Raw genomic sequence first — 23,011 nt, forward strand, 5'->3', positions numbered from 1 at the left:
TTGTTTCCATTAGGCTATTACTAGCCAGCTCTCATCATTTTTATTTTATCAACCGAGTCAGTTCATTTAGAAAATGCTCTGCCAATTTCTCGACTGTCTCTTTTTTATACAAGGTATCACTGTATGAAAAAGTCACTTTAACTTGTCCCGCAACGACATGGGCTAAAACATATATTTTCCATTTTCGGGTTAATTTTTTATCACGCCAAATATTGTGATGATCAACCTCATCATAAGAAACCAATCGAATATCCCCTACTTCTTCCGACTCAATAGACTCAACATCATCTAATAAATTCAAGGCAATATCAGCACGGGGGATGTTATCCATTAACGCTGTTACTGCCGAGTCTTGGCTCAAGTAACGTAATAATGGAAAAGATTTTAATTCCTTTGATGCATTAAAAAACTGTTGTGAAATATCTGTTATTTCATCCGCTATATTGGCACCTTGAGGACAATAAAATGGCGTGGTATACACATCAGAAAAGTAACCAACTAATCGACTTAGGTTCTGACCAACTTCTTCATCACGTCTTCCGTGTCGTTGAATATCTAAGTTGACATACTGGCTTTGTGTGAGATGAGCAATGGATTTAACTAACGCCGCTACCAAGGCTGAACGCACACTGACTTTGTTCAGCTTAGACAAGGCAAAGCGCAGCGCTTGTGTATCTTGCGCTGAAAGCTCAACTTCAAGACCTTGGTTACTGGAAACTAAATTCGTTCCTGGATAATCAGTTGGCAATGGTTGCGCTTGCTGCCAATCAAAATTACTCATAACGGCCAGCTCAGACTGCATCTGATCTGATTGCACATATTCTGATAACGCTTGAGCATAAGCTGGATAAGTAATATCTCGCTCAGGGAGGGTTACTTTTCCGCCCTGCTCAAGTTGTTGGTATATAGATAAGAAGTCATTTTTCAATACACCACACGAGAAACCATCTACTAGAGCGTGGTGTATAGTAATGGCTAAGTAAGAATGGTCTGCTTCGCCGAAATTTAATAAACACACTTGAAATGGATTACTTGTTAAGTTAATTGACAGCTGGAGCTCAGCCATCACTTCTTTTAGTTTTTCACTTTTAGTCAACTGAAACGAACTTAAATCAACTGTTGATAAGTGATAATCTTGGTGTGCAATAATATTCAATTGCTTGGCGCCTGAAGATTGAATATTAATTCTTGCTCTCAATACACTATGGTATTTCATCAACAAGTTAATGGTTTCATTAACGCGAGCAATATTAAGATAGCCGGTTTTAAATTCAAGAATAATATTGCTATTCCAGTGATTAATATCCCCTTGACGCCCCTCTCCTTGTGCAAACTCAAACATCTCATGAATGCTTGGTAGTAATGGAACACCTTTTATCTCACTACCACTGAGTTGGTGAAGGTCTACTTGAGCTTTTTGCTGAATGACTTTCGCCAATTTTTCAATTGTTTGCTGTCGATGAATATCTTGCGCTTTAACACTAAAACCAAGGTTAGATAATTTAGAAGCCAATTTAATTAAAGTTAAAGAGTCTCCGCCTAACTCAAAAAAATTATCCCTTATACCTATGGTTTCTAAGCCAAGTGTTTCTTGCCAAACTTGGCAAAGTTGTGCTTCAAGTGGTGTTGATGGTGCGACCATTTCATTTTGCGTCTGACTCACGTCGCCCTCAGGTAACGCATGGCGATCTATCTTGCCATTTGGGTTTAAGGGTAAAGCGGCTAACACAATAAAAATCGACGGCATCATATAATCAGGCAAATTACACGCCACAAGTTGTTTAGCTTGCTCGATTAATAGGTTTTGTGTTCCTTCTTGCTCAACTTCACTAGATACCAAATAAGCAATGATACGATCAGGATTATTTTTGGCGATAACATGTACTTGGCTAACACGCTCATGGGCCAGTAATGTTTGCTCTATTTCACCTAACTCAATCCGACAACCGCGTATTTTTACTTGATGATCATCACGGCCGACAAATTCCAATGTACCATCTGCGCGCCAGCGCATCTGATCGCCCGTTTTATATAAGCGTTGATTGGCTACAAATGGACTGTTAACAAAAACTTCAGCGGTCAATTCAGCTTGCCCTAAGTAATCAATGGCTAAACAATCGCCACTAACATAAAGCTCCCCCGTCACGCCAACCGGCAATAAATTTAACTCCGGATCAAGAACGTACACTTTGGCATTAGCGAGAGGCTTACCAACAGGAATAAACCATTTATCAAGCGCATGATGAGCGGGATTTGCTAGCTGGTTGAATCGATTAACCCCTTGGCTACCGCTAGCCTCGACAAACTCTTCAGCAATCTGCATTTGATCGAGCAATACTGCTTGTAAGCTGTTGAATTCCGTTAGTGGATTACTGAGTACAACCCTAAATACGCGGCTTCCATTGACGCCATGAGCGTCCAAAAATAAGGTTGTTTTAGACACAAATGTCCGGCCAGCTCTAAATTGTTCTTGTTGAATCACCTCTACAGCATCATTTAAACGCTCTAGGTCTGCCAAGGTGTAAGGGCGTTCGAGTGCGCGTAAATCACAAGGCACGTAACGGTAATTGATGATATTCAGGTCAGGGGTCGAACCAACAATTTCAAAGCAGTTAGAAGCTTGAATCAACTTAACAAAGTAAGCCGTTTTTTCCATGCTCTGCTCAACTAATCGGCCATATCCGGGTTTTGAAATTAAATGCAAACTGGCATGTAACAACAGCGCATTAGCTGGTCGAGAGCCCTCTAAAGTGTATTGCCCCATATCAAAACTACCAGGTTGCGCTTGGTAGTGAGCATGAGTCGTAATGGCTTGCAAACTACCGGTGTCTCTGAATAAACACAAGCTAATGCCTTGTGGTAGATATAATTGCTTATGGGGGCAAAGGGTAATGGTATCTGCTTGTTCAATACCTCTTAGTTTATGTTGATACTTATTAGAGAATTGAAATGCACCGCCCCACGCCGCGTCCACATGAAAATGTAACTTATGACGTCGCGTCACTGCGGCAATATCTTCTAATGGGTCTACCGTACCGGTTTCCGTCGCGCCAGCAATGCCGATAACAGCCGCGATGTAGATATTATTTTCTTGGCAGTATTTGATGGTTTGCTCAAGGTGCGGAATCGACATTCGCAGTTGATCGTCTTGCTCAATCGCCAATAAGTTGGCTTGGCCAATACCAAATAGAGAAACTGTTTTCTTCATTGAATAATGCAGTAAACGACTGCCTAAGATCACCATACGCTGGTAACCTTTTTGTTCAAGAGCCCAATTTAGACCATACATATCAAGGGCTTCTTTCTCTATACCGGCTTTGATCAAGCCATTATTTCTGGCATAAAGTAACGCGGTCACATTAGATAAACTGCCGCCACTGGTGACCAAACCGAACACATGCTGTGGGTCTTGGCTATGTCGATCATAAAAGCGATTATCAAAGTTATAAAATAACTTATGTAAGGTCGAAATCACCTGGCGCTCAATTAAACTCATGCTACCTGATGTTTCAATCTTCACTAAGTTCTGGTTTAGCTGAGCAATAATCTTACTTATTTCAGGCATGAAATTGGGTAACTTAGAGGTCATATGGCCAACGAAAGTATCCGCGGTAACATCCACTATGCCTGGTAACACATTGGTTTTTAGTTCAGCAAGGTATTGCTCTAAAGACGTCGCGACAAGGGGCATATCAGTGCCACAAAAATGTTGACTGAGCCCAGTTACATCAGCTCCTAACCGAGGGGCGGCTATCGATGATTGCGAAGCATTTTGCTCGGTGTCTAACGCAACCTCTTGATCAACAAAATGCTGCAATAAGCTCAAATCGAAATCTGTATGGCGAAGCTCATAAGCCAGTACGTCTGCGCCGACCTCAGTTGAGCCGTAAATATTGTATAAGCTCACATCTGGGAGTTTTTGCTGGAATGTTTTAGCCACATCCATGGTTAACGCTTCACCACTGGAAACAACGCCGCGCAATGAAGGAAGCGCATTAGGCTTAGTTAAGCTATCCAGCAACACCCTTAATAGCGAGGGAACTAAAGTGATCCGAGAAATACGATGCTGATTAATTTCTTGTATCAGGCTCGGTATGTCTTGAACTTGCTCATCACTCAGCACAACAAGATGTTTACCTAATGAGAATGGCTGAAATATTTCCGCGACATGATCAACAAAAGCCAGTGAAGTTTTATGGCAAAATACATCTTGTGCAACAGCTGGTATATATTGATTCATCCACTCAATACGATTAACCATCGCTCGGTGGCTGCCCCGCACCCCTTTTGGCTTTCCAGTGGAGCCAGAAGTATAAATGACATAGGCCACACTTTCTGAGTTAACCGCTTCTGCACTCTGGAACTGGTCAGAACAAAGTGCCAATGCATCAATAACATTTATCGCATCAAGACAGACCGCCTGCGTTGCTGAAATCGGCGTCGTTTCCATGATAGTGAGGCATGTGAGCACCGTATTTAACTGCGCATCTTCTAGCATATAAGCAAGGCGGTTTGCTGGATAATTAGCCGCTAACGGCACGTAAGCCGCGCCTAACTTTAGAATAGCCAGCATACTTACTAATGAATCAACACTGCGGGGCAAACAAATTCCGACTAAATCCCCTGCTCTTATTTGTCGTTGTTGGCATAAATATTGGGCCAATTGATTGGCGCTAGCATTTAGCTGTCCATAGTTTATTTGCTGTTCGCCAAAAATCACTGCAACGCTTTCTGGTGATGTTGTAGCCTGATGCTCTACCATTTGATGTAGCAATAATTCGCGTTGGTAAGGTGTTTCCGTTTGATTCCATTCTACTAATTGTTGATGGCGTTCATGTTCACTTAAAAAGTTAGCCTGATACACACTAAGATCGGGCTGTACTGTCAATTGCTTCAATAGCAATTCAAAGTGTAAGCCCATTCGGGCTATCGTTTCGGCGTCAAATAAATCCGAATTGTACTCCCAACGAAATGACAAACCTTGCTGGTTTTCACTAACATATAAAGTGAGGTCAAATTTGGCATCTTTGGTATCAACGGTAATGGGCTCTAACACCATTCCATCTAATTCAAACTTCGCCTGCTCATTGTTTTGCAGCACCAACATTACCTGAAATAGAGGACTATAGTTCGCACTTCTCTCAGGGTTTAAGCGTTCGACAACTTTCTCAAATGGTGCTTGTTGATGTGCATAAGCTTGGTATAAATTATCTCGGCTTTGCTGCAATAATTGATTAAAACTAGGGCGATCGGATAAATCAGCTCTTAACACCAAGGTATTGGCAAAGAAACCAATAATATTTGCAACTTCTGCTTGCTCCCTATTTGCAATAGGGGTGCCGATCACAATGTCTGTCTCATTACTATACCTAGCAATAAGTGTTGAAAATGCCGCGTGTAACCCCATAAAGAGAGTGGCGTCATTTTGCTGACAAACGCGACTAAGTTGATCTTTTAAACCGAGGCTAAGCTGTTGATCATAAACACTGCCTGAGAATGTCTGTGTAGAAGTGCGTGGTCTGTCCAAAGGTAAACCATGAACCAATGGTAATCCTGCCAGTTGTTGTTGCCAGTAATCCAATTGTTTGTCCAACCGTTCACCTTGCAACCATTGTCTTTGCCATGCTGCATAATCTGCATATTGAATAGGCAACTCAGTTAAAGGCGCTGACACCCCCTTTGATAGGGCGTTATATATACTGATAAATTCCTTTACCAATACCGTCATTGACCAGCCATCGCTCGCGATGTGGTGCAAGGTGACATACAAAATATGCTGCTGCTCAGATAGGACTACCAGCGCACTGCGTAGCATAAAATCGCAACTTAAATCAAACACACCATTGACTTGTTCATCTGCAATTCGACTGAGGGCAACCTCCTGATCTTGTTCATTTGATAGGTCAATAGTAGCCAATGAAAAGTCTTCTGCTGATTTCAGATATAACTTCGGCTCCCCATTTTCTCCGGCATAAAAGCCCGTTCTTAAGGTATGGTGACGCTCCAGTAACATGGCAAAGGTTTGTTTGAGTAAGGCAAGGTCTAACTCACCTGTCATCTTCAGCGCTTGCGACATATTATAATGTGCGCCAGCACCTTCAATTTGGTCTAACAACCAAAGGCGCTGCTGAGTAAATGACAAGGGTAAATCGGCACGGTTTTCAAGTCGTGGGATCGTGACGATAGACTCCGCTTTTTTATTACCTGCTAGATAGCTAACTATCTCACTTTTTGATGATTTTAACGCCGCCACTAAAGTTGGCGTTAATGCCGCTTTATTACCCCGAATAACCAGATCTTGTTTACTATCTAACCCTACTCGTATGCCACTCTTTTTCAATTGGCTTAGTAAATCCATTACTGCATTCATATTGTCAATTCCACTTCATCAGATAGTAAATTATCGTCTTGATCCATTTGCACACTGAATAGCGTATCCAGCCTGTCCACTTCTACCGCCAATTGCGCCAAGGTTTCATTGTTAAAGAAATCTCTCAGTGCGAGATTGATGTTGAACTCGTTATTGATTTTGGTGACCGCCTTAGTTGCATTTAACGAATGCCCGCCCAATTGGAAAAAGTTATCGTTTATTCCCACTTGAGCCAGTCCCAGCACTTGTTGCCATATCTCACTTAAACGTTGCTCGGTGTCCGTCGTTGGCGCAACATACTCCCCTTGCACTTGACTTAAGTCAGGGTCCGGTAACCCTTTTCTATCCACTTTGCCATTCGCCGTCAGTGGCATAGCATCAAGTAACATTAGGCTGCCTGGCAACATGTAATCTGGCAGCTGTTCACTCAAATAACTGCGCAATTGATGACTAAATGCCGCTACATCAACCACCCCGTCACTGCTCACAACATAGGCCACAATCAAGTCTGGATCGTTTTGTGCCATGACCACACATTGCGCCACCGCTGGGTGCTTCACTAAGCATTCTTCTATCTCACCCAGTTCAATCCTAAAACCACGGATCTTCACTTGATGGTCTAACCGACCGAGGTATTCCAACTCACCTCCACGCTGATACCGTACCAAATCGCCAGTGCGGTAAACCCGCCCTAATGGCGATGACCCAACTGTAAAGTTGATGAACTTCTCCGCCGTTAGCGCATCACGGTTTAAATAACCTTTCGCTAGCCCTGCTCCGCCAATTAATAGCTCACCCGCGACACCCATTGGCACCGGTTGCAACTGGTTATCCACCACATAAAACTGGGTATTGGCAATCGGGCGCCCTAAGGTGATCGGCGTGTCTACTGATAATGCTTGTACTGACGACCACACACAGGTTTCGGTGGGGCCATACATGTTCCACAAGGCGATGTGAATTTGTTGTGTTAACGCCGCTTTTAATTTACTGCTTAACGCCTCACCACCACACAACACTTTGAGTGGCTGCTGGGCGTACCAGCCGTCATCAATCAGCATGTTCCAAGTGGCCGGCGTGGCTTGCATCATCGACACTTGATGGCTATCAAGCAATTGGCGCAGCGCACCTGGCTGGGAGGCATCATCGCGACTGGCAATCACCAATGTCGCACCACTGATCAGCGGCAAGTAGAGCTCTAAGGTATGAATATCAAACGACAGTGACGTGACAGCCAACAAGGTGTCATCATGACTCAGGCCGGGTTTATCTTGCATCGACAGCATAAAGTTGGTCAGCGCGCCATGTTGGATCATCACGCCTTTAGGCTGACCTGTTGAGCCTGAGGTATAAATCACATAGGCCAAATCCTCTGCGCTAACGGCAACTTCATCAACATTATGTGATTCGTAGTCAGACACATCGGTGGTGTCTAAATCAACCACGGTTTGCCCATCGACTGTTAACACGTCACGTAAGTGACTTTGCGTGATCACCACTTGGGCACCACTATCAGCCAACATGTAGGCCAATCGCGCCTGGGGATAATGAGGATCTAAGGCCACGTACGCCCCGCCCGCTTTGAAGATAGCCAACAGCGCCACCATCATTTGTTCGCTGCGCTCAACACAAAGCCCGACAAGGCTATTTCGACAAACGCCCAAGGACCTCAAATGACGCGCCAGTTGATTGGCTTGTTCATTTAGATCTTGGTAACTCAAGGTACGCTGTGCAAAGCACACCGCCGTTTTCGTTGCATTGGTATCTGCTTGCTGAGCAAACAGATACGGCAGCGGAGAATCAGGTAAAATAACCTTGGTGGCATTGAGTTCGGTCAGCAAATATTGCGATTCTGACGCCGATAACATCGGCACATTAAATACACTCACACTCGGCTGTGATACTAAACCATCCAGTAAAATGGCAAAATTTTCCGCCATTTTTTCTATGGTTTCGCAGTAAAAAACATCTCGGCTATATTCCCAGTTGAGTGCCAGTCCTTGCGGTGTTTCTTTTACATATAGTGTTAGATCATACTTAGCTTTGTGCTCAGGATAAGCCAATTCTGTTACCGTTAAATCCGGTAAAGTAATATTAGTTTGCTCATTATTTTGTAACACCAGCATGATTTGAAATAGTGGCGTATGACTCACACTACGCTCAGGCTGGATAACTTCTACAATTTGCTCAAACGGTACCTGCTGATGATCAAAAGCGTCGAGACAGGTTTGTCTACTTTGCCCAAGTAGCTCAGTAAAACTAGGCTCACAGCTCAAATCGGATCGAAGCACTAAGTTATTGACAAAAAAGCCAAGTAATTTAGCCACTTCCGCTTGCTCACGGTTAGCAATGGCTGAGCCAATTACGATGTCTTTCTCATTACTAAAACGAGATAAAAACGCTGCAAAGGCCGCGTTAAGTCCCATAAATAATGTTGCTTCATTGTGCTGACAAAGACCACGTAAGCCATCCGCTGTTTTACTTGAAATGGTTTGAGTCACATTTCCGCCACGAAAACTGGGCAAATTTGGCCGTGTAAAATCCAATGGTAAACTGTGTACGCGGGGTAAGTCAGCAAGCTGCTGCTGCCAATAGCTTAACTGTTTTGTTAAATAATCACCTTGTAACCATTCTCGTTGCCAAATGGCATAATCAGCATATTGCACCGGCAACGGCGCAAGTGGATCCCCCTCCCCTTTAGCAAACGCTTGATAAAGCAGGCTGAATTCTCGCATTAATAAGCTAACAGACCAACCATCTGATGCAATATGATGCAGCGTGACCAGTAGCACATGATGTTCGCTAGCAAGAGTAACTAATGTTGCACGCAACATGAGATCACGTTCAAGATCAAAGCCGTTCTCCAGCTCATTTTGCATTATTGACTCAAGATCCGCCTGCTGCTCTGATGCGGTTAGTGTCGCTAAATTTACCCTATTAATACTGACACTTACCTGTTCATTAATAACTTGCACTGGCTCGTGTTGAGGATAATTAGTACGTAATACTTGGTGGCGCTCAACCAAGGTTGTCATGGCTTTGGTTAACGCCACGTTATCGAGCTTACCTTTAAGCTCGATTACCGTTGGCATATTGTAATGAGCATTGCTGCCTTCAATTTGATTTAACAGCCATAAACGCTGCTGGGCAAATGAAAGCGGTATCGGTCCCTGTTTTTCATACGCAATAATAGCCATGCTCTGTTGGCTGGTTTGACTGTTAATCGTTTCTACTAACGCCGACACGGTTTGCGCTTGAAATAGGGTTTTCACTGGCAACTGAAGATCAAACGCCTGATTCACCTTAGCAATGACTTGGGTTGCAGTAAGTGAATGGCCGCCCAATTGGAAAAAGTTGTCTTGTAACCCTATCTGCGGTTGTTTCAGTACTTGCTGCCAGATCTCACAAATCTGCCGCTCTAGCTCGCAATTTGGCGCAACATAATCTTGCCCTTGGTTTAAGTCTGGTTGTGGTAAGGCTTTACGATCTATCTTGCCATTACTATTGAGTGGCAGCTGCTCAAGACACATCATGACACTTGGGATCATGTAATCTGGCAATTGCGCAGCTAGCTGAGCGCGCACCGTCTCTATTAGCACTTTTTGCTCAGTCTCAACCAAGGTTTTGCTCGCAACAAGATAGGCCGCTAAATAGGGTTGGCCCGGTTTATCTTCGCGCACTAATGCCACACACTGCTTAACGCCGTCGGCGTTAAGTATTTGTTGCTCTACTTCGGCTAATTCAATGCGATAACCACGTATTTTCACCTGGTCATCCGCTCGGCCTAAAAAGACCAGCTGACCATCTGACTGCCAGCGCACTAAGTCACCGGTTTTGTATAATCGAGTGGCTGGCTCGCCCGCGATTAATGTGTGTTCAATAAAGCGCTGTGCCGTTAAATCATCACGATTTAAGTAGCCTCGGCCAACACCATCTCCCGCAATATAAAGCTCCCCTACTGCGCCAACAGGCAACAAGTTTAGATTGGCGCCTAGAACATACAACTGAGTATTGGCGATACCGCGGCCAATGGTTAACGGCGTGTTAGGCTCAATCACTTGCGCACTGGCACAAACAGTGGTTTCACTCGGACCATAAGCATTGATTAAACGGTAACGCTGTGACCAGCGCTGAGCTTGCAGTGGGTCGCACGCTTCGCCCGCCACAATAAGTGATTGCAGCACATAATTAGCCTCAATGTCTAAGTGGGGCAATAAGGAGGGCGGTAACGTGGCATGAGTGATTTTTTGCTCAACCAGCATCTGTTGCAGCAATGCAGGGTTGGTGCGGCTGTCATCACTGCAAATATGCAGCGATGCGCCATGCATTAACGCCATCAGCCACTCAAACGTTGCCGCATCAAAACTAAACGAGGCAAATTGCAGCACTCTACTTTGCGCGCTGACCAAAAACGCCGATTTCTGGCCAAAGGCCAAGTTCACCGCGCCGCGATGCTCAAGCAATGTCCCCTTTGGCTTACCCGTGGTGCCCGAGGTGTAAATCACATACGCCAACTGACGACAGTGCTGGTCATTCATCTCAAGATCTGACGTCTTTTGACTTGATATTGCATCATTGGCTTGCTCTAACACCAAGGTGTCAACGTGACGGCCTAAGTTAACTATCTTGTCGGCGATGTCTTGCTGCGTGATCACCAAATTGGCCTGACTGTCGTCAAGCATAAAGGCTAAGCGCTCTGGCGGATAAAGCGGATCAAGGGGCAGATACGCGCCACCCGCTTTTAAGATAGCCAAAAGCGTGACAACGGTGTCGACAGAGCGCGCTAAAGAAACACCGATTAACTGCTCTGGCGCTACTTGGTACTGCTCACGTAAATAATGCGCTAGCTGATTCGCTTTAGCATTTAATTGCGCGTAAGTTAATTGTGTAGTGGTATCGGCAACAGCTAACTGATCGGCAAATTCAACTGCTTTTTGTTCAAACACCTGTTGTAAGCAAACATTATCCGGATAGTGTGTCTGCGTATCATTCCAGGCCACGAGCTGCTGGTGAAGCTGAGACTTTGAGATCCAATTTAAATTGGCGATAGGGCTGTCGGGAGACGAGCAAATAGCATCCATTAATTGTGTCAAGTGCTCGGCCATCGCGGTAATCGAACTTGGCTTAAATATATCGGTATTATATTCCCAACTAAACGACAAGCCTTGTTCGGTATCTTTTACATTAATACTGAGATCGTATTTCGCTATTTGCGCGTTTAAAGCAACTGGGTTAACCCTAATGCCGGGTAAATCAACGTTGGCCGTTTCATTGTTTTGTAGCACCAATAAAATTTGGAATAACGGTGCATGACTAGTACTGCGCTCAGGCTGTAGTCGCTCTATCACTTGCTCAAATGGCGTTTGTTGATGATCATAAGCATCCAATAAGGTCGCTTTACTTTGGCGCAGCAACTGCGCAAAGGTGGGCTTGCCTGTTAAATCTGAGCGCAGCACTAAATTATTGATAAAAAAGCCAATCATCGGCGCAACTTCAGCTTGCTCGCGATTAGCAATCGGGGTACCAATCACAATATCAGTTTCATTGCTGTAACCCGAAATCAAGCTCGCGAGCGCACCGTGTAGCCCCATAAATAATGTGGCATCATTATTTTGGCAAAGTGCTTTAAAAGCATTACTGGTCCTTAGATTTAGGTTTTGCTCTAATTGTGCGCCGCGATAGCTTTGTTGATCAGGTCTTGCATGATCAAGTGGTAAGCTGTGAACCAAGGGTAAATTTTGTAATTTAGCTTGCCAATAATTGAGGTCCTGCTCTAAACGTTCGCCACTGAGTAAGCGCCGTTGCCAGTGCGCATAATCGGCATACTGGAATGCTAATGGCGCAAGAGCAACCTCCGTTCCCGCCACATAGTCACGGTAAGCTTGACTGAGCTCATTCATTAAAATGGAGATAGACCAGCCATCAGCAGCAATGTGGTGCATGGTCACGAGTAGCTGGTGTTTTTGCGCTGACAAGCGGATCAGTTGCGCGCGCAGCATCATATCTTGAGATAAATCAAACAGACGACTGGCCTCTTGCTCAATGATCTGTTGGCTGTTGACGCCTTGTTGTGCCATAGGCTGTGACGAGAGGTCCGTAACTGCTATGGTCATTGCACTGGCGGGTTGGATCAGCTGATAAACCGCCCCTTGCTCATCGGTTTGAAAGCAAGTTCGTAAACTTTCATGGCGCGCTAAAATATAGCTAAATGCACGGTTAAGGGCATCCAAATCTAAGTGGCCATCAAGTTGCAATGTTTCATGCATGTTATACTGCGCACTGCCCCCTTGTATGTTGTCCAGCAGCCACAAGCGCTGCTGGGCAAACGATGCCAATATAGGCTCATCACGAGAGACTGGAGTGAATTTTTCTGTATCACTGACATTGGCTAAGCTGATCGCTTGCGCCAGTTGTGCCAACGTTTGATGCTCAAATAACTGTTTCACCGCTAAATTGATGCCAAACTGGTGATTGACACGCGCAATAACACGGGTTGCCGATAACGAGTGGCCCCCTAGTTGGAAAAAGTTATCACTACAACCGATTTGGCGATGGCCAAGCACATCTTGCCAAATCTGACTTAAGGCTAATTCTGTTGCGCTGCTCGGCGCCTGATAATCACGGCTCTTGGCTTGCCAATCAGGCTCTGGTAAAGCGTGGCGGTCAATTTTACCGTTTCGATTTAACGGTAAAGCGTCTAACGCGATATATTGACTGGGCTGCATATAGTCTGGCAAGTTAGCACTGAGTTGCACTTTGATCTGTTCAAGCTTTACTTGCTGATTGAGCAGTTTAACGTAGGCTACCAGTTGCTTTTGCAGCTGAGGATCTTGTTTGAGTAACACCGCCGCAGCAACGACTCCATCACAACTAGATAATTTTGCTTCTATTTCACCCAGTTCAATCCTGAATCCACGCAATTTAACTTGGTTATCACGTCGGCCTATATACAACAATTGCCCGTCTGGGCTACGTTTCACGAGGTCGCCTGTTTTGTACAAACGCGCATCATCTTGTTGGCGATATGGATGCGGAATGAATTTTTCTGCCGTCAGTTCGTCTTGGTTTAAATAGCCCTGCGCCAATCCAACGCCACCAATATAAAGCTCACCAACACAACCTGCAGGCAACAATTGTTGGTTGGGGCCAAGGATCAAGCTGTCAATCCCCTCTATTGCAACGCCGATAGCGGGCCAAGAATCTGCCGCCGAATGAGTGGCATTGAAGGTAGTTGCAACATGGGTTTCCGTTGGCCCGTAATGGTTCCAGAGATCACAGGATGGATGACCATCAAAAAACTGGCGTAGCTCAACGCTCATGTATAAGGCTTCACCAGCCACGATCACTTGCTGCAATTCTGGTAGTTTCTTGTGCTGTAACAAGGCTTGTTCAGCAACCAATTGCATGACTGCTGGCGGCACAAATAAGCGCTGGATCTGCAAAGCCTCAACCCGTTCACTTAATTTGTCTAATTGTGCTTTTTCAGCCTCAGTGATTAAGACTAATTCACTGGCAGTGTACCAAGTGGTGGCTAGTTCTTGTATCGACACATCAAACGTCAGTGGCGTGAACTGTAACGTACGTAAAGGCGTTGATAAGCCGTCATGTTTGGCAGTAGAAGCCACTAGGTTAGTGATGGTTTGATGAGTTTGTAACACCGCCTTTGGCAACCCAGTAGAGCCAGAGGTATAAATAACATAAGCCACATCTTGCGCCGACACCGTTTGCGGCAGGTTTGCATTTGGCTGCTCTGAGCATTGCTGTAACGTTGCTTCAAGATCAAGCTCTACGCGAGCGAGATCTGGCTTCAATTGCGCTATAACCTGACTGAAGCGTTGCTGCGTCAGCGCAAGCTGAACGCCACTGTCTTGCAAAATATGACTCAATCGCGCCGCAGGTGTGGCTGGGTCAAGGGGTAAATAAGCCGAGCCTAGTTTTAAGATTGCCAGCAGACCAATAATACTTTCTATTGAGCGTTCAACCATTAAAGCAACACGATGGGCTTGGCAAACGCCATGCTCTTTATTTAGTAAGTGAGCTAATTGGTTCGCTTGCTGGTTCAATTCAAGGTAAGTCAATGAACGATTCTGCCAAACCAAGGCCTTGGTATGAGGTTCAGAAACAGCCTGTTGTTCAACCAATTGGTGAATGCAGGGTAAGTTGTCTGGCATACTTGGAGCCAACAATTGCGCTAATTGGGCGGTTTGCTCTGGCGGTGTTAATATGGCGAGGGTAAAAATATCCTGCGTCGGTGCAGCCATACATTGCTGTAACAAGTGCTCAAAATGCGCCGCCATGCTGGCAATGGTGTCATGATTAAATATATCAGTGGCGTACTCCCACGAAAGCTCAAGACCAGTCTCAGTTTCAATCACATCTAAACTTAAATCAAATTTCGCAGTTTGGCTTTGTTGCTCAACAGGGGTTATTTCCATGCCCGCCAAGCGAGGGATCCCCGCCGCGTTGTTTTGCAATGCCAACATCACTTGAAAAATTGGGCTAAGGTTTAGATGGCGCTCAACCTGCATTTGCTCAACTAAGTATTCAAATGGCGCTTGTTGATGTTCAAACGCATCTAACAAACAGTCACGACATTGTTGCAACAGTTCATTAAAGCTACATTGTTGTTTTAGCTCTGTTCTTAACGCTAAGCTATTAACGAAGAAGCCGACTAAAGGCGCCAGTTGATCATTATCTCGATTCGCCGTCGGCGTGCCAATCACGATATCGGTGTCATTACTGTAGCGCGACAATAATGATACTAGTCCTGCATGGAGCAACATAAATAGGGTGACGCCCGATTGTTGTGCGAAGCGATTCCACTGCGCCGTGGTGCTAACATCAAGCTTCCTGACAATGGTCTGCCCTTTAAACGAGGATACCTTAGGCCGCGCTTTATCAAGTGGCAGACTATGCTGACCGGAATGTCCGGCTAACTTTTCACGCCAATAGCCAGTTAATTTTTCAAGTGTTTCGCCCGATAACTCGGTACGCTGCCACCTTGCATAATCACTGTATTGAATCGGCAACTCTGGCAGTGCTGGCGCGCGGCCAGCACTAAAATCATTATATAGGCTAAACATTTCGTCACACAAAATGTGACGCGACCACCCATCAGACGCGATATGATGCATGGTAAGCAGTAACACAAATTGCTGCTCTTGCTCCTTTACTAAAGTGGCCCTAAGCATCAGCTCAGTGCTTAAATCAAACGAGCACTGTGCGTCTTGTTCAATAAGGGCCGCTATTTCTTCTTTGCGTGTCGCCTGATCAAGCTCGGTCAAGTCAATTTGTGTTAGCTTAAATGCCCAGTCATCACTGACCACTTGCTGCACCGTTTCATCTTCATTAACACGATATAAAGTGCGTAAGATCTGATGCCGAGCACAAATTTGCGCTATCGCCTGCTCCAACGCATCCACATTTAACATGCCCTTAAGCTGCAAAGCCGTCGCCAAGTTGTACTGGCTACTTTCACCATCAATTTGATCGATCAGCCATAAACGTTGCTGCGCAAACGACAGCGGTCCAACTGGCTGTCCCGTTGCCGCAATAGCACTTAACGGCTTGGCTACAACTTTCTGTTGCTGCGACGTTAAAAATGCAATCAGCTCTGCTTTATTCGCCTTTAGTAGCTCAATCGTGGCACTGGATATTTCACTTTCGGCATGAATATCAATGCCGCCATCATCGTTGAGTGACAGCGAGATAGCTTCGCTTAAACAACGCTCAACTAACGCTTTCATACTCATATGCTCACCTTCACTTTTTGCGACTCACGTACTACTGAAATAGCCTCTTGTGCGACCTCTTGCGCAGGTGAGGCGTGGGCGAGAATAAAGTCAGTCATCGCATCGACACTGGGGTGTTTTAAAATCAAGGTAGCAGGTAGCGGTAAATCAACACTTGCTTGTAAGCGGTTTTTCAAATCCATGCCCATTAATGAGTTCAAGCCATATTCAAACACATTGACGTTAGGCTCTAAGTTTTCACTTGAATCAAGACCAAGCACCATGGCCAAGGTGTCAGTTACCTTTTCCAATAAAATTTGGCGCTTCTCATCCCCTTCACTGCTATTAAATCGTCCCAAGAAATCATCTAACTGACTGGCGTCGGCTAAATCAAAGAACTGACTAAATACCGTGGCTTGGCTAGGATTAACCTGTTGATTGAATATTTTTGACCAATCAAGATCAAACACCCCAGCCTGCGCCATGGATGATTGCATCAAGTGCGCCATCGCATGTAACCCAGCATCAGGTGCTAACGCTGCCATACCGGCATTATTCATCCGTTTAATATCTTCACTGGCTAAGTTAGCCGCCATACCAGCTTCAGCCCACGGTCCCCAGTTAATTGACAACCCAGGTTTTCCCTGTGCCCGGCGGTAAGCACACAAACCATCCATGTAGGCATTGGCGCTGGCATAGTTGCTTTGCCCTGCCCAGCCAACGACGGCGGCAATGGAAGAGAAACAAACAAAAAAGTCGAGTTCAATGGCTTGGGTAGCTAAATGTAAGTTCCAGCTGCCTTGAATTTTCGGCTGCAACACGCGCTGATACTTTTCATGGCTCTGCTGCATAATAGTGGCATCGTCTAAGACACCCGCTGAATGAATAATGCCTCCCAGTGGGTATGCCCTGCCATTGATTTGCTCAACAACACGTTTAACGTCACCCAGCTGGCTCACATCCCCTTGCAACGTCAACACCTCTACGCCCAATTCACGCACCAATTCAATGGCATGTAATGCGTCTGGTTTAGGGGCGCTGCGGCCCATTAACACAATCGACTTCGCGCCAGACTGAGCCAACCAAGCCATAATTTCTAGGCCTAAACCACCTAAACCGCCCGTAACTAAGTAACTCTTTTCGCCTGTAATCACCGGCTCTGGCACCGCTTTTAGCACTTTGCCACTACGTTGGCTTAGATCGAGCAGCACTTGGCTATCTTGCTGCTGCAACTGCAACGTTACTTGAGCCAAGTTGTTTAAAGTGAAGGTCTCAAGTGGCGCAGACACCTGATGTAACTCGTTGTCATCAGCTTGGAGCAGTTGCATACTTTGACTAATTTGACGAGGACGATGCGTGATTAATGTTGCGAGATCCAACTTCACATAACGAATGTCATGTTCTTGTAAAACATTAAACAGCGCGACATTCCCGCTATCAGTCAAATTAACAAACAAACCTGCTGGTTTGATTAATTGAGCAATACGCAGCGGCTGTGGCCCTGTTGCAAAATTAATCACTGCATCCACCTGACTAACGGCAAAACCTTGCAATAAATCGGCTAATGCTTGCGTTTGATGTGATTCGCATACCCCAGCAACGTCTACATGATTGAATAATGCACGCTGCTCTGTATCAGCAACTGTTACAACAACATTCACACCTTGCTTAGTGAGCTGCTGACATAAAGCAATTGCAGCTGCAGATGTGCCTTGATGTACAAGGACGGTGCCCTTCTCATCCGCTAAAGAGGTTAGAGTCATTTGGTTAATCAGTGCCGCTTTTAGTGCACCTAAATCGAGCCTAGATTGCGCCTTAATCACTAAATCAGCACGGCAAATAATCGATGATGCTGGTGGCTGCGTCGTCACTGAAACAACAACCTCATCTAAGCTAAAGCCTGACACTTCTGCGCCCATTGTTACAATGCGTCCCTGCACAGCATAAACTTGCGCTTTACTCGCATTAGTTTGACTAGACTCAACCAAACTGGATAGCTGTGCTGATTCAAGCACGACTTTTTCCAATTCAATAACCAGCTCGTTACCCGCGAGCAACGTCGGCTTTTCTGCCAAATATGGCATTAAGGTTTTACCTTGCTCCGCATGATGAAGGCCCAATTGATAGTGGGTTGTGTCCGTCATTGGCACAATATAATGTTGATTTTGTGCGATGGTCTCATGTTTGGTGCGCTGTAAACGATGCACAAAACGACCACTTTCGCGCAGAGATAACTCTTGCTCAAAATGCTGACTGTTGACCTCATCTGTGAGCAGGTTTATCACCGCCTCGTTCGCAGCAATATCAAGATCGACCAAACTTACTCTATATTCAGGATGCTCTGAAGCCAATACGCGAGAAAACCCCCATAACGCCAGTTGCTCTGGGCGTGGTAAGCATTCATCCTGCGGAAGTTGATACGCGCCTTGAGTCGCAATGTAAATTGGCAAACCTTGCTTCCAACTGACGCTATTTATGCCTTGAAAAGCGTCTAACGGCACGATCGTACTGTGATCGCAAGCTGGCGATAAATGTTGCTCTTGATTAATCGCGCTATTAAGTCCCCACAAGTAAATAATGCCTGTCACCTGTTGCGACATCACTTGCAGTTGTTGACTCAGTTCAACCGATGCTTGCTGTTGGTAAGGTACGTTGGTGACTTGATGGCCAAGGGCTTTCAGTTGCGGAGTGAGCGCTGCGGCAACACCTTGCTCATCAGCAAACACTAACCAATGACCAGGCGCTATCTTGGTCGTTTCTGACGCCTTATCTTCAAGCCATTGATAGTGATAGGTAGAAGCGAGTGTCGCTTGCTGATCTTGCAGTTGTGACGTATTAGCTTTTAGCTCAACGCCAATTAACTCTATCAACGTTTCACCCTGTTCATTCAAAATGTAAAGATCGCCTTTAATTTCGTGGGCATCTTTAAATTTAGTTTGCAAATAACCGTAGCTGATCGCTGTTGGCTTGCGTAAATAGTTAATCAGGCCAATTTTCACGGGTAAATACGCGCTGCTGATGGTAGCGAATAGGCTTTGAAATGCGCCATCTAAAATAGCGGGATGTAGCATGTGAGTCGAAAGCTGCTCTTGTAATTGAGTTGGTAACTCAATTTTAACTAGACTGTCCATATCATCGTGCCAAGCATGTACAACGCCTTGAAAACAATCTAAGTAATTTAAGCCCAGTTGATGACAGTGCTGGTAGAAATCCGCTTTACTTTGCTGGGCGCCAAGTTGCCCTTTTATCGCAATTAAATCAAAAGTTTGTTGCCCATGTGGTACAACATCATTACTGATGCGACCTTGGCTATACAATGACCATTGACCGGAGTCTGGATGACAGGCCGAAATGGTAAATTCTCCCGTCTCTTGTTGATAAACGGTTTCTAAGGTTTGCGTTTGCTTCGGTGAAACAAAAAATGCGCGCAGGAATGCAATGTTCTCAATACAAAAACCCGCATCACTTGAATCAGGTTGAGATTTAGCCACATTGAGGGCCATTTCAACATAAGCCGCACCGGGGTAGATAATTTCGTTATCGACTTGGTGATCGATAAGGTAGCTTTGCTCTTGTAAATCTAACTTGTTTTGCCAAAGGGCAGCAGTGGAGGTTAGTCGGCCACCCAGTAATGGATGTAGGCTGCGCGCAAATGCACCTTGAGGCTGCGTGTTATACAAGCGCGCTTGTTTCACGTCTTCATGCTCTTGCCAATAGCTTGCATGTTGCCACGCATAATTTGGTAATTGCGCAGGCGATCCCATAGCTTGGTATTGCAGCTGCCAATCAACGTCAACACCATGACAATGTAAACTGGCTAAGGTATTGGCCAACATTAAGTTATCATCCGCACCGCGTTTCATGGTCGGGATCACGATGCCCGCAACCGCCTTAGCACTTTTAAGGTTTGCTTCGATTGAACTTCCTAATGCGGTATGGGGGGCCACTTCAATGTAGCTAGTCAAGCCATCTTGACTCATCGCCTCAATGGCGGCTTTGAATAATACCGGCTCTCGGACATTGTCAGCCCAGTAGGCCGCATCCCAATCACCTACTTGCGTTAATTTACCTGAAACCGTTGAATACAGCGGCGTATGCGGCGTTGTCACAACAATATCGTTAAGGGCATTGATCAGCGGCGCTTTTAATTGGTCCATCACTGGGCTGTGATAAGGCACACCTACTTTTAGAAATCGCGCAAATATTCCTTTGCTATCTAATTGATTAAAAATATCCGTTAAGCAGTCCGCATCGCCCGATAGGGTAAGCGCAGTTTCACTATTGATGGCGGCAATGGAAACTTTATCACTAACATTAGCTAAGTAAGGTGCCACCTCTTGCTCTGTTAGTGCGACGGCGAGCATTTTCCCTTGCCCTTCGGTGGTCTGCTGCAGCTGACTGCGGTGATAGATAACTTTTACTGCATCGTCAAAACTTAACGCGCCCGCACAATAAGCGGCAGCGACTTCTCCAGCGCTGTGTCCGGCAATAGCGTCGGCTTTAATACCCCAGCTAGCGAGTAGCGCCACCAGTGAAACTTGAACAGAAAAAATGCCCGGTTGCGCAATTTCAGTATCATAAATAGCATTAGGTTTTGTCTCATCGGCAATCAGCTCAACCAATGACCATCCTGTATAGGCTTGTATTGCATCACTACACTTGTCCATCATGGCAGCAAAAACAGGCTCTTTTTGGTATAACTGCATGCCCATTTGCGGCCAAGTAGTCCCCATGCCTGAGAAGATGAATGCCAAAGGCCCTGAAGCTTGTGGCGTCACTGAATACTGCGCATAATTATTCGCGGGGGTATCGTTAATAAAGTCTGCTAGCCCTGCCAATACTTGCACTTTATCTTGACCATTAACCACTAAACGATGTTTAAAGTGCTCGCGACTTAATGCCGCCTCGGCGCAAATGCTATCAATCGAGACAGCTTCATTTGCGTTAATATGGTTAATAAAAGCCTGTGCTTGTCCTTTCAGCCCTTGGCTTGTTTTAGCACTCAAGCATAAGCTTTGAATGACTTTAGTGGTTGCATTTTGGTCATTTTTTACAGTGATCTGAGGCGCTTCTTCTAGTACTACGTTTGCATTAGTACCGCCAAAGCCAAATGAATTGATAATGGCTTTTTTAGTTTGTCCCGGTGCCACAGGCCATGGTTTATTTTCACTGGCGATCTGAACGTTTAACTCGGCTAGATTTATCGCCGGATTAGTGTTGTGATAATGGATGTTTCTAGGGATCACTCCCCCATTCATCGCCATCACCGTTTTAATTAATCCGGCGACACCTGCTGCTGCCTCGGTGTGGCCAATATTGCTTTTTACCGAGCCAATAACACATTGCTCTTGCCCTTGCTGACGTTGCCCTAAAGTCTGCCCGAGTGCATTAACTTCAATGGGGTCACCAACGGCGGTGCCCGTGCCATGGGCTTCTGCATATTGAATATCGGCACCAGTAAAACCCGCCTTAGCTAATGATTTTTTCAACAGCCGTTGCTGTGCATCGCCATTAGGTACGGTTATCCCGCTGGTCTGTCCGTCTTGGTTAACCCCAGAAGCCTTAATTACTGCTAATACATTGTCACCATCTGCGATCGCATCACTGAGTTTTTTAACCACCACTAGGCCAGCGCCTTCACTGCGCACATAACCATTGGCAGAGGCATCAAAACTTTTACATTGGCCATCGGGAGACAACATCGATGCTTTACAAATCGACATGGTTAACTCAGGGCGAAGTAGAATATTGACACCACCGGCTATCGCGACGCGACTGTCTCCGGTTAACAGGGATTTACAGGCCATGTCTAAGGCGACCAATGAAGAAGAGCATGCCGTGTCTAAAGTGACACTTGGCCCAACAAAGTCAAAACAGTAAGAAATGCGGTTAGCGGTCAGGGTCATTGATGGCCCCGTCGCAGAATGGCTTGCGATCATGCCATGGGCGGCTGAGTCCAGTTGAATTTGCTCATAATCATGCATGAACTGACCGATAAATACGCCTGTGTCACTGCCTTTTAACGTCCCCGCTTTTAGTCCTGCATTTTCCAAGGCTTCGTGAGTCAGCTCAAGTAGCCATCGGTGTTGTGGGTCGATATGGGGGGCTTCTATCGGTGAAATACCAAAAAATTGTGGATCAAATTGGTCTATGTCCGCAATGAAACCACCACGCTTAACATACATGCGGTTAACTTTGTCTTTATCACTGTCGTAATAAGAGTTGATGTCCCAGCGATCGGCGGGCACATCAACAATGCCATCGCCACCCGCTAACAAGAAATCATAAAATTGAGAAGGTGAATTTACGCCACCGGGATAGCGACATGACATGCCGACAATAGCGATATCATTACTATTTGTATTTTCATTTATGTTCATATCATCAAACTCTTATATTTAGCAGTCAAAATTTTCAAATGAGGGTAGATGTTAAAATAAATTATGTAAGTTTAAGCGCTTTAATTATGTTTTAAGTCAGTAAGTATGTATTTCTAAAGAATGAAACTACGTACTTAGATAAAGGTAAGATTTTTTGTTAGATAGGAAATATGTTGCCGAACTAAAGCAACCCAAATAAAGCAATAAAAAATAAATTAAAAAGCTCATAACAACCAATTCACAATCACAACAGAATCAACTGACAACATACTAAACGACACTTTTTAATCATTCAATACACCTTTTTAAACATTTGATTAACCAATTATTAACACAAGACCATTCTTTATTTTAATAGGTTAATTAGCCACATAAATTAATAATTACGAAATTATAAACCAATTGAATACTATTAATTGGGATTTAACGCCAGAAAAGACTAGTAACATAAAGGTCACTAACAAACATTAATAAGGTTTTTTATATGCTGAACATGCTGTGAAAGTAACAATTAATGTAGTTGCATATCG

3 protein-coding genes are annotated in these 23,011 nt (G+C 45.0%); all 3 read right to left on the minus strand.

Annotated features, from left to right (window positions below; translation table 11 throughout):
• Positions 1–40: 40 nt before the first annotated feature.
• From K1M91_RS08080 to K1M91_RS08090, 3 genes are read right to left on the minus strand one after another with little or no spacing between them, the layout of a single operon-like run.
• A complete protein-coding gene (locus K1M91_RS08080) occupies positions 41–6,370 on the minus strand; it encodes an aminotransferase class V-fold PLP-dependent enzyme (protein ID WP_232801233.1) in 6,330 nt (2,109 codons plus the stop codon).
• Positions 6,367–16,122: a non-ribosomal peptide synthetase gene (locus tag K1M91_RS08085; RefSeq protein WP_232801234.1), complete on the minus strand. Its 9,756-nt coding sequence runs from the start codon at positions 16,120–16,122 to the stop codon at positions 6,367–6,369. The genes K1M91_RS08080 and K1M91_RS08085 overlap by 4 nt, the downstream gene beginning before the upstream one ends.
• The gene (locus K1M91_RS08090; RefSeq protein WP_232801235.1) at positions 16,119–22,481 is read right to left on the minus strand and encodes a type I polyketide synthase; all 6,363 of its coding nucleotides are present in this window, start codon (positions 22,479–22,481) and stop codon (positions 16,119–16,121) included. Before K1M91_RS08090 ends, K1M91_RS08085 begins: the two co-directional genes overlap by 4 nt.
• Positions 22,482–23,011: the final 530 nt, after the last annotated feature.

The sequence above is a fragment of the Motilimonas sp. E26 genome (assembly GCF_021278025.1).
Classification (GTDB): Bacteria; Pseudomonadota; Gammaproteobacteria; order Enterobacterales; family CBDFNC01; genus Motilimonas.

Excerpts from the sequence above, each read along its gene's own strand:
- K1M91_RS08080 (WP_232801233.1), bottom strand. The coding sequence starts at position 6,370 with ATGAATGCAGTAATGGATTTACTAAGCCAATTGAAAAAGAGTGGCATA.
- K1M91_RS08090 (WP_232801235.1), bottom strand. The coding sequence starts at position 22,481 with ATGAACATAAATGAAAATACAAATAGTAATGATATCGCTATTGTCGGC.
- K1M91_RS08085 (WP_232801234.1), bottom strand. The coding sequence starts at position 16,122 with ATGAGTATGAAAGCGTTAGTTGAGCGTTGTTTAAGCGAAGCTATCTCG.